This window comes from Paraburkholderia fungorum (assembly GCF_046027605.1).
GTDB lineage: Bacteria > Pseudomonadota > Gammaproteobacteria > Burkholderiales > Burkholderiaceae > Paraburkholderia > Paraburkholderia fungorum_F.
The window spans coordinates 214,670-228,541 of sequence record NZ_JAQQEF010000013.1; the positions used below are offsets into that span (position 1 = coordinate 214,670).

Sequence of the window (13,872 nt, forward strand, 5' to 3'; positions counted from 1 at the left end):
GTGCAGCGAGCATCTGACAAAATCTCTAGGAGAATACTAAGAATGGAGGCAGCTTGCGAGCAGCCGAATACCGCTTTTCCACCATTTGGCGCATCGATGCACCAGTGCAGGAAGTTTGGGCGGCAATCCAGGATTCGGCGCGCTGGCCCGAGTGGTGGACTAACGTCGAGCGGGTAGACCAGCTAGAGGAGGGTTCCGATCAGGGCGTGGGCCTCGTACAACGCTACACATGGAAAGGCTGGTTGCCCTATCGCCTCGTGTTCGATATGCGGGTGACGCGCGTCGACCCGTTGGTCGCGCTGGAGGGGGAAGCCAGTGGCGATGTCGACGGCGCCGGTCGGTGGAGCTTTTCGACCGACGGACGCAACCTTACCGTGGTTCGCTATGACTGGTGGGTGCATACGAACCGCGCGTGGATGAATGCATTGGCACCGTTGTTGCGGCCCGTTTTTCAATGGAATCACGACGCAGTGATGCGCGAAGGCGGCGCGGCGCTAGCGCGGCGGCTGGACGCGCGGCTGCTTGGCATCGAGCATGATTGAAGCCAGCGCTGCGTCGATTGAACGCTCTGCAACGTCTCCCTTTTACCTCGATGGCATCTCTTGGCGTCGAGGCGGATGATGCGCGTGAGATGGCGGAGCAGACTTGAATTTGAAGCTAGGCGCTGCCAGATGACGATCAACCATCGGTCGCTGTTCGGCCAGTTGCTGCGTTCGCCAATCCCAACAAGCCGTCACTCCAATGGCTGGTTCGGTCGGAAACCCGCCCGGCAGCCCACGAATACTTTTCGGTCCTTGGAGCCGCTGGCCCTCGACAATTGAGCGGCCGGTATCGGTCTGCGCCCGTTCATGAACGGGCGACAGGAAAAAAACTCCAGGCCTGCTGAAATGCTTGTGCTGGCGGTTTGTTCAGACAAATACTATTCTGTTATACCCTTCGGATTGGTGTCGATGCTTATGCACCGGCTTTCAACACGTCGTTCAACAAAACTTCGCCTTAGGCACGCTGAGAAGAGCCCTCTCCCGACGTACGCTTCGGGGGTCGGGCTACAGCGCGGCGCGGCGGAACTGACGTGTAACCTATCACTAAGGTTGTCGCCCATGCATAGCCAAGCCATCAAATGCTTTCGATCACGCCACCTCCACGACCAGCACGGACCTGCTGAGCACGCCCATCCTCGTGCATGGCCCGGACCCGATGGGCAAAATGCAGCGCTTTCACTAGGTACTGGCGAGCCGAGAGCCGGCCTGGATGACCGGACCACTCTGTTGGCTGCCGTAAAAGCACCGACAGCGCGAACGGCCGAAGCGGATCGACAGCGGGCGCTCAGATCCGCGCCCTCATCTAAATGCTTCTCAACCATACACGGATGCTTTGTGGCAAAGAGCTCGCAACCGGAGGACTCCAACGGCAAGCGGGCGGGATGACGCAGGAGCTGGCAGCCTATCCGGTCTGGCAGGTACACGGACGTTCGCTCCTCGTTTATGGCTAACCTGACGAGGGGAGGGAACCATGACCGAGTGGGAAGTCACTCAACTATTCGAGGACAGGATCGCTGCAGGCGGAGCTGCGGAGTGCTCATTGGATGAGATGCGATTGAAGGTGCTCGAAGAGTTCGAGCCAAGGCGGCCGGCATGACTTTGCCCGCCACCTGGCCGCTTTGAAACACGTTGCTCGTGAACTGACGCGATGTCAGTACGGTGCCGTACGCGGTCGGGCCTACGTGCCCGGCCGGCCGCCATGCGGTCCGCCACCGTACCGACTTTTTCCGTGTGACGCGACAGAGTGGCTTCAGGCGATGACAGCCGTGCGGCAGTTCAACCGCCCGAACAAACATGCGTCGCTGCGTACGCGCCGATCCAATGCAGCCGGAGTTACCGACAATGAAAGCACTCGTTTATCTTGGTCCTGGCAAGAAGGCCGTTGAAGAACGGCCGAAACCAGAGATCGAGGCGTCCACCGACGCCATCGTCAAGATCAGTAAGACGACGATTTGCGGCACGGATCTGCATATTCTCAAGGGCGACGTCGCGACCTGTCAGCCCGGCCGCGTGCTCGGCCATGAAGGTACCGGGGTAATCGATCAGGTCGGCGCAGGCGTCACGGCGTTCAAGCCAGGTGAATGCGTCCTGATTTCGTGCATCAGCGCATGCGGAAAGTGCATGTACTGCCGCAAGCTCATGTATTCCCATTGCGTCACCGGCGGATGGATTCTCGGCAACAAGATCGACGGCACGCAGGCGGAATTCGTCCGGATCCCGCATGCGGATACCAGTCTTTACCGCATTCCCGACAATGCCGACGAAGAGGCTCTCGTGATGTTGAGCGATATCCTGCCGACGGGCTTCGAGTGCGGTGTGCTCAATGGGAAAGTGCAGCCGGGTAGTGCCGTGGCTATTGTCGGCAGCGGGCCGATCGGGCTCGCCGCGCTGCTCACAGCCCGCTTCTATTCGCCCGCCGAAATCATCATGGTCGATCTGGACGACAACCGGCTGGAGACCGCGAAGCGCTTCGGTGCGACCGCGGTGATCAACAGCGCGGACGGCAACGCGGTGAAGGCGATCATGAAGCTCACCTCCGGACGTGGCGTCGATACCGCCATCGAAGCAGTGGGCCTGCCCGCCACTTTCGAATTGTGCGAGGAGATCATCGCGCCGGGCGGCACGATTGCGAACGTCGGCGTGCATGGCGTGAAAGTGGATCTTCATCTGGAGCACCTGTGGGACCGGAATATCACGATCACCACGCGGCTCGTCGACACCGTGAGTACGCCGATGCTGCTGGAAACGTTGCGCTCCCGCAGGCTCGATCCCAAACTTCTGATTACCCATCGTTTCACATTCGAGCAGATTCTCGATGCGTACGAAACCTTCGCACACGCGGCCGACACCCGCGCGCTCAAGGTGATCATCGCGGCCTAAGCTGGCCGCGATGTATGGACCGCCGTTAGCGGGGCAGTTCGTACATCGCGGCGGCGACGTCGGTGTGTGCGGGTCTGGCGTCTTACGTCGCTGTGGTTTGCGCTTGCCGGCTCGGTACCCGCAACACCGGAAGGCTCGCGCTGCGTACGACGCGTTCAGCCACGCTGCCTAGAAGCAGACGCTTGAAACCCCGTCGCCCGTGTGTGCCGAGCACCAGCAGGCCGGCATTGAATTCGTTGGCCGAAATGCGGATCCGTTCCGAGATGTCCGCGCCGATCGGCGCGTCTCGCTGCCGTCGATCGCTACCAGAATGCGTTGATCATGTCAGCCTCGAAGAATTCGTTCGGGCGGCGCTCGCCGTCGCGGGGACTGGTTTGCTTGCGCTCAGAGCGCCGCGCAGTGAATAGCAACACCCTGCGCTCAATAGCGTCGTAGTGCAATGAACGGATCGCGGGATGCCGCAGTGCGGTGCGGCACCGTACCGACTTCTATCGGTCCTGCGCGCACCGTGGCTGTGGTAGCTCCCCCGTCTACCCAACATCGCGATTCGATTCGCTCAGGTGCTCGTTCACGAACCGGCCAGGCTCATTCCAAGTCAGGAAACTCACCCCATGACCTTTCTCAAGTCCCCACCACCCACGCCCGATGCTGTCGCTGACGAATATGCTGCGACGATCTCCGGTTCTTCGCTCCCCAAGTACCGGATTCCGGAGGCATCGTCCGACCGTCGCGCCGTATTCGATCTGGTGCGCGACGAATTGTTCATGGACGGCAACTCGCGGCAGAATGTCGCGACGTTTTGCACCACGTACGCCGACGACGAAGTTCGGCGCCTGATGGACCTGTCGATCGACAAGAACATGATCGACAAGGACGAATATCCGCAAACCGCCGAAATCGAAATGCGTTGCGTCCATATGCTCGCGGATCTGTGGCATGCCGCGAAGTCGTGGAAGACCACTGGCTGCTCGACGACGGGTTCGAGCGAGGCCTGCATGCTCGGTGGTCTTGCGCTCAAGTGGCAGTGGAAAAAGCGCAGGGAGGCGCAGGGCAAGCCGACTGACAAGCCGAACTTCGTGTGCGGACCCGTGCAAGTGTGCTGGGCGAAATTCGCCCGATACTTCGACGTCGAGATGCGCCAGGTGCCGCTCAGCGGAGACGCGACCGGACTGCGACCGGAAGATCTGGCCCAGTATTGCGACGAGAACACCATCGGCGTCGTGGCCACACTCGGCATCACGTTCACCTGCGTCTATGAACCGGTGAAGGCGCTGGCGGGCGCTCTCGACGCCTTGCAAGCCAATCTCGGACTCGATATCCCGATTCACGTCGATGCTGCCAGCGGCGGCTTCGTCGCACCGTTCATTCAGCCGGACCTCGAATGGGACTTCAGCGTGTCGCGCGTCAAATCGATCAATGCGTCGGGCCATAAATACGGGCTCGCGCCACTAGGGGTCGGCTGGGTCGTCTGGCGAAGCACTCAGGACCTGCCCGACGAACTGATTTTCCGGGTCGATTATCTGGGCGGCGACATGCCGACATTCGCACTGAATTTCTCCCGGCCAGCCGGACAGATAATCGCGCAGTACTACATGCTGCTGCGTCTGGGTCGTGAAGGTTATCGACATATCCAGCAGGAGTGCGCCGACACGGCGCAAGCGCTGGCTGACGGTCTGGCGAAGATCGACGAACTGGAGATGATTTACGACGGGCGCGGCGCATTGCCGGCAGTCTGCTACAAGCTGAAGCATCCTGAAACAGCGGGCTTCACGCTATTCGATCTGTCCGACCAGGTACGCATGCGCGGCTGGCAGATTGCTTCGTACAAGCTGCCGCCCGGCCGCGAGGAGACCATCGTGCAACGCGTGCTGATCCGGCGTGGCGTGACCCGCGACATGGCGGCGATGCTGCTCGAAGATATCAGGCACGCTGTCGCTCATCTGACGAAGAACCCGGTGCCGCATTCCACCGCCGGCCCTACCTTCCATCACGATTGATGTCGCCTCTTCACAGGAGCGCATGAAATGGATAACACCGCTACCACCGCGGCCGCGTTGCCGGCCGCAAATACCGCAAAACGCGGTAAGTATCTGAGCGTCACGTCGATCGGTCTGATGACGGCGGCAGCTGTGGTCACAAGCCTGCGTGGGCTTCCGTTGCTGGCGAAGGAGGAGATGACGATGTTCGTCTATCTCGCCTTTACTGTTGTTTTCTATCTGATCCCCGCGTCGCTGATTTCGGCTGAGCTGGGCGGCGCTTTCGCGGACCGGCGCGGGGGTATCTATACGTGGGTGGCCGAAGCATTCGGCACACGTTGGGGGTTTCTCGCGATCTGGCTGCAATGGATTCAGAACGTCGTCTGGTATCCCGTGGCGCTGACCTTTGGTGCGGCGGCGCTCGCGTATACGATCGGCCGGCCGGATCTGGCGAAGAACGGTGTCTACGTCGGGATCTTCTGCATCGTCGCGTACTGGCTTTCCACGTGGGTCGTGCTGCAAGGCGTTGAAGTCTTCGCGAGGATCGCCAACTGGACCTTTGTAATCGGCACCATCGTGCCGGGCTTCGTGCTGCTCGCGCTGCTCGGCTACTGGATCAGCAGTGGGCATCCAGTTGGATGGCAACATCTGAACGATGCCGCGCTGTCGCAAGATGGGCACGCCCGTTTCTGGCCCGCGATTCACGGCTTCGGCACGATCTCGTTTCTCGCCGGCATCGTGTTGCTGTTTGCCGGCGTGGAGGTTCAAGCGGTTCATGTGATCGACATGCGCAGCCCGAGTCGCGGTTACCCGGCGGCCATCGGACTGGGTGCGCTGATTTCGGTGCTGATCTTCGCTCTCGGAGCCTTACCGATCGCGGCGATCTTGCCGTACGAGAAGATCTCGCTGCAATCCGGCGTGTTCGACGCATTCGGTGCCGTGTTTGCGGACATCTGGCACATGGGCTGGGCTGTGTCTGCATTGTCGTTGCTGGTCGGCGTCGGCGCAATCAGTGGCGTGCTGGCCTGGCTCGGCAGTCCATCGCGCGGCTTGCTCGAGACCGCACATGAGGGCGAGTTGCCGCCGATCCTTCAGGCAAAGAATCGCAAGGGCATGCCCACTCATATTCTGCTGGTGCAAGGTCTGATCGTGACCGTCATTTCGTGCTTCTACTTCGTGATCCGGGATGTATCGGTCGCGTTCTTCCTGATCTCAGCGATGACGATCGCGCTTTACCTGATCGCCTACATGTTCATGTATGCGGCGGCGATCAGGTTGCGCTATTCCGCGCCTGCGTTGCCACGACCATTCACGGTGCCTGGTGGTTCAGGCGGTATGTGGTTGACGGCCGGCATTGGGTTTGTCGGGGTGCTGTTCAGTTTCGTCGTGTCGTTCTTCCCGCCGGACCAGTTGCCGGTCGGTTCGCCCTGGCTTTACACGGGGCTGGTCGTTCTCGGGATCATCGTGTTCGCGGGCATTCCGTTGATCATCCACCACGTGCGCACCAGCGATTGGGCGACCGTTCATGACGCGCCGCTTGTTCGTCCCGCTGTGCTACCGCTGAAATAGGTGCGCGCGGCCTCTCTCATAGGCCTTCGATATGAAATACAAAGACTATTACGAAGTGCTGGGATTGCCACGCAGCGCGACACAGGACGATATCAAGCGTACGTATCGCAAGCTCGCTCGCAAATATCACCCGGACCTGAGTAAACTCGACGACGCGGAGCCGCGCTTCAAGGAGCTCGGCGAGGCGTATAGCGTGCTCAAAGACACGGAAAAGCGTGCGGCCTACGACCGGATGGGCGATCAGTGGCGCAACGGTCAGGACTTCGAGCCTCCGCCGCGGTGGGACGAAGGCTTCGAATTCAGCGGCGGGGACGACCGCGAGGCCGAGGATGCACGCTTCAGCGAATTCTTCGAGGCACTTTTTCGCGGGGAACATGCTCGTGGTGGCCGCGCCTCGACAAGACGCGCGCGACACGCTGCCGGCGCCGGTCATGACAGCGCAACTGAGCAACAGCGGGAGGATGCCTATGGCGGTGTGCCGTACTCGGCTCCGGGCCAGGACCACCACGCCAAGGTGGTGATCGATCTGGAGGATACCTATCGTGGGGCACAGCGCACGATTTCGCTGGAGACGCCGGTACTCGATGCAAGCGGTCGTGCCGTGCTGAAGTCGCGAACGCTTGATGTCTCCATTCCGAAGGGCGTGCACAGTGGGCAGCATTTGCGACTTACCGGCCAAGGGGGGACGGGGTTCGGAGAGGGGCGCGCTGGAGACCTGTACCTGGAAATCGCGTTGCGCCAGCATGGACTTTTCCGCGTCGACGGCCGTGATGTGACGATCGACGTGCCGGTCGCCCCTTGGGAAGCGGCACTTGGCGCGCGCATTACTGTGCCGACGCCCGACGGCGCCGTCGAAATTGCCATACCCAAAGATTCCCGTGGAGGCCGACGCTTGCGCCTTAGAGGCAAGGGAATCCCAGCGAGCGGTCCCGCCGGTAAATCGGGCGATCTCTATGCGCAATTGAGCATCGTTCTGCCGCTGGCTGACAGCGAGCCGGCACGCGCGGCTTATGAGACGCTACGACAGGCGTGCGACTTCGACCCGCGCGCGCACTTTTCAGGTGATCGATCATGAACGAATCGCGCACGGCCTGGCTCGAATGCCTGATCGTCGAGGAGCAGGTGGAGTTCACGCTACTCGAATTGTGCCGGGTGTCCGGCGCTTCTGAAGTCCAGCTCATTGAATGGATCGAGCAAGGCGCGATTGAGCCGAAACGCTTCAGCGAGGACGACGGCCCGCACTTCGACGGCGCCTCGTTGCGACGTGCCCGCAAGGCCCGTCATCTTGCGCGGGATCTCGAGATCAACGCTGCGGGTATCGCGCTCGCACTCGATCTGCTGGATGAAATCGAAGCCTTGCGAGCGCAGCATACGAAGCGATAGAACGGCTCCCTCACGCGAACCAGGCGACCCCCATCGCCACGACCGTAGCTGCCATCACGCCTGTCGCCCCCCAGCCGAGGATGCGTAGAGCTGGTGGCAGCGTGAAGCCGGACATGATGCGGGTACGCATCGAGAGATGCATCATGACGATCATCACTGGTACCGCGACAACACCGTTGAGGACAGCGCTCCAATAGAGCGCCTTGACCGGATCGATCGACGTGAGGTTCAGGCCGGCGCCGACTGCCGTCGCGGCGGCAATCACGCCGTAGAACGCCTTCGCCTGCGAGGGCAGCCGCGCGAGGCCCACGCGCCACGCGAACAATTCGCCCACGGCATAGGCACCCGAGCCGGCCAGCACAGGCAGTGTCAACAAACCGGTGCCGATGATGCCGGCGGCGAACACAACGAACGTGAATGGGCCTGCTATGCCACGCAGCGCTTCAGCCGCCTGCGCCGAAGTCTGAATATCAATGAGTCCGTGCGCATGCAAAGTCGTCGCCGTCGTCACGACGATGAAGAACGCGATCACATTTGAGAGCGCCATGCCGAGGTAGGTGTCGACGCGGATCCGCGTGAACTCCGCGGGAGCTTCCCATGGCGCGTGGGGTCGGATGGTGGACTGCGAGAACGGCTTTTGCGCGTGCCATTTCATCAGGCGTGCCGTGGGCCATCACAATGAATCCATCTGCTTTGATGGCGGCCTCGTAGTGGATCACGTTTTCCTTCGGCAACCCGCATTGACTAGCGTTGTGCCCAAAGCGCTGAGGGTGCCGGCAATGAAGGTCGAAGCCGCCGTCTATTCGCTTGCGCACGGTGGCGTCGGCTTTATGGCGGTCATCGAAGACCGCGCTTACGACGTCATAGGGAGTCATGCGGTTGGTCCGGGAAAAGATAAGAGGCGGTGCAGACTATTGCGCTGTTCACAGTGAAGTTTGGAAGTGCGGCCCTGCGCTATTTCAGATTGTTGAGCTCGGCACGTGCAAGCGTCTCAGCCGATTCCCATGCGACATCTTCAGATTCGAAGAAAGTGTCAAGTTTGATGAGTTCATTGCTCTTTGATGCGCCCTTCGGAACGACGCACACGCTCGCCACCCAACCATCGGCAATATGATCTTTGACGGTCATGTGAGCGTCGTGTGTCCTGCTTGAGATGATTCTGTCTGCCATGATGCCGCCTGTCTGATGGAACGACAGCCACACTGGCCGTCGTCGCTGCTGGGTAAAGCTCGCGGTTCGTCGATACCCGGCAGCGCTGCTATATCCCAAACTTATGTTCGGCGATGTATTTGTCGCCGTACGCAAGTGCAGCCGCATAGCCTTCCTTGCTCGTCGCAAAAACGCCAACGTCATAGTGCTTATCAGCCGAAGGAAGGGAGCCTTCCACGGCATGCCGAAGATGAAAATCGAATTTTCCGTCCTGCAGTTCCAGACATTCGGGGGTGAATGTATGGATACGGGCTTGATACAACTTCTGAATGTTCTGTCTCATGACCTGCTCCCGCCTTTAACGTTTTTGAAGACTTGCGTTTTCGATCGGTCCAGGACCGCCCGGACCAGGCGAGAACGGTAGTCTGTGTAGCGGCTCAATCCGATGCCACCGGTTCGTCGGCACCCGGATCCGACCAATATCCATGCTTGTCGTAAAACTGATGCAGCACGACTTCGTAAGGCCGGTCGATCGGCATCGAGTCGTCGTAAGCGGGGCTATTCTTGATGACGTCGCGCGTCAATGCCGTCGATACGGTCGAATCGAACCAGTCGACTCCGTCTATCCAGTGAATCGCGATCAGCACGGCTTTGCCGCCGGGCCACCAGTTGTGAGTTTCCGCGACCAGGTAGCGAATCGCCCAGTCGGTGTCGTCGTAAATGAAATCCGATACGTGACCAATACTGCCATCCGCTGTTTTGAGGTGGTAGCCCTTGACCTCGTCGGTGCTACGCAGATGGACGTCGGGTTGCGGTTTGACCGCATCCAGGGTTGGCCCTGGTGGCTCATCGAGCAGGGCGTCTGGCGACACACCTGTCGGGTCGTAGGCCGGGTAGGCGCCCATTCCCCACAGGTTCGGACCGCCCCAATAGGTCGGATAGCTGTAGTAGCGCAGGTACTCGATCTCGTGCTGCCGCGATACCGGCTTGTGGGCGTCCAGCATCGGGCTGTCTCTCACTTGCTGCCGGGAGAGGCCGACATGCACGACGCTCGATCCGGGGTCGGTGTGTTTCACCGAATACGGCGAAACCAGCACTTGCCGGTCGTTCAGCCAATTGCCTGTTTCGACCACCAGATAACGCACACCCCATGACTCGTCGTCGAAATAGGCCTGACTGACTGAGCCGATGTCGCCGTCCACTGCGCTAACGGTGCTTCCGTGCAAGTCTCGTATGCTTCGTAACATGGTTTTCTACCCTGTGTTCGTACTAGGGCGTGCATCACGCGCGTCCCTCGGCCCTGATTTCAAAGCGACGCGAGCCGCGTGACTTTGGTGCCTTCCAGCGATGCACCCGCCATCAGGCCAGTGTTGGTCAGCACGAAAGCGTCGACCTGTCCGGTCGCAGTGCTGCTGTCGAGATTACCGTTCGCGCCGACCTTCAGCACGGCCACGGAGGCATCGCCGCCAGCGGACCATCCGTCTCTGCTACGGAAGCGGTTGAGCGACTCGTCGGTCATGAACAGGAATACGATAGCGCGCGATTGCGCGCCGATCTGCCAGCCGATCGACCCGGTCGCCGTGCTGTAGTAGCCGACCGTGTGTCCGCCGACGCGCAAGGAGCCTTCGCCATACTGACCGCCGACCACGAAGCCGGCGTCGATCACCGACGGGAACGTCAGTACCCCATGTGCTTTGCCGACCAGTTCGCGTGAACCGCTTGCCATGCCGTACAGGCGAGTCAGAGTCGAGTCGACACCTGCATCGATGGCGCGGCGCTTGTCCATTTGTTGACTGCGGCTCGCATCGGAAGAAGAGGTGGTAGTGCAACCTGAGAGCATTGCGCCGAGCGCCAGAAGCGATCCGGATGTGCTCCAGATGAAGGTTCGTCTAAGCATGACTTTTTCCCCGCCGGTCAACGATAGAAGACACGTTACGCGCGCGCGCGGGAGAAAGCGGTACGACAACGTACAGAGATATGTCTACGTTCAAACGCCAATCCGCGTTAATCGTCACGTGACATCCTGATGGCAGGCGGGCACGGGCTCGCTGACGCTTGCCGCAATCATCAGACGTACTTTGGACCTCACGGGTTTTCGCGCAACTGCCTGGCAATGATTGTCGACGTTCGTGCAGCCCGCATGCACGGACGCGCGGCAACGCGAAATCGTATCAAGGCGCGGATCGGCGCCACAATTTCGACGCGACTTATAATGTATTGTGTATCGGCGAGATTTGGGGGACGCGAAGATTGCCACATGGTGACGCGCTGTGACACAGCCCACAAAGGTGTTGGAGCATTCCTTCTTCTATCCAGAGTTACTCGTCAGGAAATTGTCGGCGAAAGCAACGCGTTTCCGGGCGAGCTGCGGAGGTGCGAAATGACTCTCGATCATCGTCAAAACGAAAACCATCTTATATGGTCGCCTCCCATTTGCAAGGAGATATTGTGTTTGGCGAGGAGGGTGGTTGCGGACTTATATCCGGACTCGATCGCAGGACTTGCCTGCCGGCCCCGATGGATTTCGCCGCGAGGATCCTAATCTAACTGGACGGACTCAAGGTCCGAGAAATGTCTCAGGCTTGTCCTCGCGCGGTCCAACCTGTCTTGCCATCGTTCAATATCACCTATGCAACCATGATTGGGTTTATATCGACTGCGATCCTGTGTCAGGCTGGTGCCGACATCGGACTTTTATACGTTCGACCGTATGCAAGCAACGCCCAGATAGTTCGGGCCGCCTTATTGGCGAGAGCAACTGCGACCACGTTCGTCGGCCGTCGTGCAAGCATGCCTCTCAGATGCTCCGACAAGTACTTTGAACTCGATATAACCGATCGGGCGCCGTGAATGAGCAATCTGTTCGTCGAGTGCCAACAGCCGCGATAGCTGGTCTTGCAGACTGTCCGTCAGCATCGCTGGCAATTGATCGGCCATGGATGCAAGCGATATTTTGGCGGCCTCAACCGACGCGCACCGACCCTGCGGCAGGATTACGCCAAACTCATATAGCAGCCCGCGCAACTGGTTCACCTGCATCACGCGGAATCGGACCAGTTGCTGGCGTATCCGGTGCAGCGCCAGCATTGCCTGCTGATCCTCCGTCTTGATGGCGACAAACCGCATGCCGGGCCGCTAGGTGGCTTCCCAGATCGCGGCAGCGTCCGCAGCATCGTTCTTGTTCGATTTGACGAATGGACGGACGAACTGCGCTGCGATCAGCCGGACATCGTGACCGAGCGCAGATAGCTGCCGGGCCCAATGATGGGCGCTTCCGCAGGCTTCCATGACAATCCGGCATCGGGCACGATTGGCGAAGAACGGCTCGACCTTCGCACGCCCAGCGCAAGGCGGTCCGCTGCCTGACCCGGCTTCAGACGCCGCTCACACACAGCCTGTACAACCTTCAACCGGTCCAGCTCGGTCATCGACATGGTGATCGTCCCAGATGCGTTCATGGCCGGCGCTCCTCAAGGCATGCTGGCAGCCAGCCTGAACCCGCAAACACGACATTTCAATTTAGCGGAAACACGACATAATGAAATGGCCAGCCCGATCCCGGCCACCGTACTACGATGAATAGTCCGGTCCCAGGTAGAGGAGAGCGCCATGAACGAGGTCACGCTGATCGGCATCGATATCGGCAAGCAGGTCTTTCATCTGCATGCGCAGGATGCCAAAGGGCGCGAGGTGTTTCGCAAGAAACTCTCGCGGGCTCAATTGCTGCCGTTTTTTAGTAATTTCAGAGTTGTCACCGTCGTTATGGAGGCTTGCGCCGGCGCGCACTGGCTCGCGCGCAAACTCAATGAAATGGGGCATCAAGCCAGGTTGATTTCCGCTCAGTATGTGCGTCCCTTCGTGAAGAGCAACAAGAACGACTACATCGATGCCGAGGCGATCTGCGAGGCTGCCTCCCGGCCCAACATGCGCTTTGTCGAGCCCCGGACAGAAGCCCAGCAACTACTAGCCGCTTTGCATCGAACGCGTGAAGGCCTGGTAACAGAACGCACGGCCACCATCAACCGGATCCATGGCCTGCTACTCGAATTCGGTATCGTCGTTCCAGCATCCAAAGCTACATTGCGCAGACTGCCAGACATACTCGCGCTTTACGATCTGCAACCGCGGCTGATCCAGCTCGTTTATCGGCTTCATGCTCATTATCAATATCTTGATCAGCAGATTGAAGAAGTCGAACGCGACCTGAGTTCGCAACTGCGTGCGGATGAGAATGCGGCCCGCTTGCTGTCGATTCCCGGTATCGGAACAATAACCGCAAGTCTCCTTGCGTCCGAGATCGGCAGTGTTGCGCAGTACGCTGGTGGACGTAACTTCGCAGCGTCAATCGGACTGGTGCCACGTCAGCACAGCACGGGTGGACGCAGCACTCTTTGCGGAATCAGCAAGCGTGGCGACAAGCATCTGCGTCATCTGCTCGTACAGGGCGCGCGAGCCGTTATACAGCGTGTCGAGAATCGTACCGATCGTCTTGGGGAATGGATCCGCTCCATGTTGACACGACGACACTCAAATATAGTTGCGTGCGCTGTTGCCAACAAGCTTGCACGAATAGCATGGGCGGTACTCACCAGACACACCACCTACGATGCCGCGTGTCTGCGACTCGCGGACTAAGTTACTGTAGTTCCAACACGGTTTTGCGACTGCTGGCAGTCTGATGATCCAACGGCACAGCGACCGGACGAAAAACCTGACAAGTTCTACAGCTCATAGCAGCTGCCGACATATTTAGGATCGACCGGTGCGGTTTTCATCGCGGAACATTGATTCCGGATAGATTTGCGCAAGCCACAACGACGTCAGAACCAGAGGTTGCAAAATTCGGGCTGGCCATAGATCTGAACTTTGGACTA

At 59.7% G+C, this 13,872-nt stretch carries 13 protein-coding genes and 2 pseudogenes; 7 read left to right on the forward strand and 8 right to left on the reverse strand.

The annotated features are described in order from the left end of the window. Positions 1–53 precede the first annotated feature (53 nt). Positions 54–542 (forward strand): SRPBCC family protein, encoded by a 489-nt coding sequence (locus PQR53_RS22405; RefSeq protein WP_408458508.1) that lies wholly within the window; start codon positions 54–56, stop codon positions 540–542. 1,341 nt (positions 543–1,883) lie between these two features. Next, positions 1,884–2,921, forward strand: coding sequence for a zinc-dependent alcohol dehydrogenase family protein (locus tag PQR53_RS22410; protein WP_408458510.1), 1,038 nt, complete (start codon positions 1,884–1,886; stop codon positions 2,919–2,921). Positions 2,922–3,003: 82 nt separating this feature from the next. On the opposite strand, the gene PQR53_RS22415 is transcribed toward PQR53_RS22410, so the two are convergent. Next, positions 3,004–3,198, reverse strand: coding sequence for a universal stress protein (locus tag PQR53_RS22415; protein WP_408458572.1), 195 nt, complete (start codon positions 3,196–3,198; stop codon positions 3,004–3,006). 334 nt (positions 3,199–3,532) lie between these two features. On the opposite strand from PQR53_RS22415, the gene gad reads away from it, so the two are divergent. The 4 genes from gad to PQR53_RS22435 are packed head-to-tail and all read left to right on the forward strand — an operon-like array spanning position 3,533 to position 7,849. Beyond that, the gene (gene gad, locus PQR53_RS22420; protein ID WP_408458513.1) at positions 3,533–4,918 is read left to right on the forward strand and encodes a glutamate decarboxylase; all 1,386 of its coding nucleotides are present in this window, start codon (positions 3,533–3,535) and stop codon (positions 4,916–4,918) included. Positions 4,919–4,945: 27 nt separating this feature from the next. Continuing rightward, positions 4,946–6,466, forward strand: a complete 1,521-nt coding sequence (locus PQR53_RS22425) for an amino acid permease (protein ID WP_408458516.1) — start codon at positions 4,946–4,948, stop codon at positions 6,464–6,466. Positions 6,467–6,497: 31 nt separating this feature from the next. Then, positions 6,498–7,541, forward strand: a complete 1,044-nt coding sequence (locus PQR53_RS22430; RefSeq protein WP_408458519.1) for a DnaJ C-terminal domain-containing protein — start codon at positions 6,498–6,500, stop codon at positions 7,539–7,541. Then, positions 7,538–7,849, forward strand: coding sequence for a chaperone modulator CbpM (locus PQR53_RS22435; RefSeq protein ID WP_408458522.1), 312 nt, complete (start codon positions 7,538–7,540; stop codon positions 7,847–7,849). The genes PQR53_RS22430 and PQR53_RS22435 overlap by 4 nt, the downstream gene beginning before the upstream one ends. 10 nt (positions 7,850–7,859) lie before the next feature. Here the strand turns inward: PQR53_RS22435 and PQR53_RS22440 are convergent, their stop codons facing one another. The 7 genes and pseudogenes from PQR53_RS22440 to PQR53_RS22465 all read right to left on the reverse strand — a co-directional run. Then, a complete protein-coding gene (locus tag PQR53_RS22440; protein ID WP_408458525.1) occupies positions 7,860–8,504 on the reverse strand; it encodes an NRAMP family divalent metal transporter in 645 nt (214 codons plus the stop codon). A gap of 299 nt (positions 8,505–8,803) precedes the next feature. Next, entirely contained in the window at positions 8,804–8,977 is a 174-nt protein-coding gene (locus PQR53_RS22445) for a hypothetical protein (RefSeq protein WP_408430616.1), read from the reverse strand. A 130-nt stretch (positions 8,978–9,107) separates the two neighbouring features. Then, a complete protein-coding gene (locus PQR53_RS22450; RefSeq protein ID WP_408458528.1) occupies positions 9,108–9,341 on the reverse strand; it encodes a hypothetical protein in 234 nt (77 codons plus the stop codon). Positions 9,342–9,435: 94 nt separating this feature from the next. Next, positions 9,436–10,245, reverse strand: a complete 810-nt coding sequence (locus tag PQR53_RS22455; protein ID WP_408458531.1) for a PRC-barrel domain-containing protein — start codon at positions 10,243–10,245, stop codon at positions 9,436–9,438. A 59-nt stretch (positions 10,246–10,304) separates the two neighbouring features. Continuing rightward, positions 10,305–10,895, reverse strand: a complete 591-nt coding sequence (locus PQR53_RS22460; RefSeq protein WP_408458534.1) for a BPSL1445 family SYLF domain-containing lipoprotein — start codon at positions 10,893–10,895, stop codon at positions 10,305–10,307. Positions 10,896–11,667: 772 nt separating this feature from the next. Beyond that, positions 11,668–11,856 (reverse strand): annotated as a pseudogene (locus PQR53_RS38955) (IS110 family transposase); the annotation flags it as partial. A 120-nt stretch (positions 11,857–11,976) separates the two neighbouring features. Further along, a pseudogene (locus tag PQR53_RS22465) lies at positions 11,977–12,337 on the reverse strand (IS110 family RNA-guided transposase); the annotation flags it as partial. Positions 12,338–12,607: 270 nt separating this feature from the next. On the opposite strand from PQR53_RS22465, the gene PQR53_RS22470 reads away from it, so the two are divergent. Further along, positions 12,608–13,633 carry an IS110 family RNA-guided transposase gene (locus tag PQR53_RS22470; RefSeq protein WP_408458537.1) on the forward strand — a complete coding sequence of 342 codons (1,026 nt, stop codon included), beginning with the start codon at positions 12,608–12,610 and terminating at the stop codon, positions 13,631–13,633. The last annotated feature ends 239 nt before the right edge of the window (positions 13,634–13,872 follow it).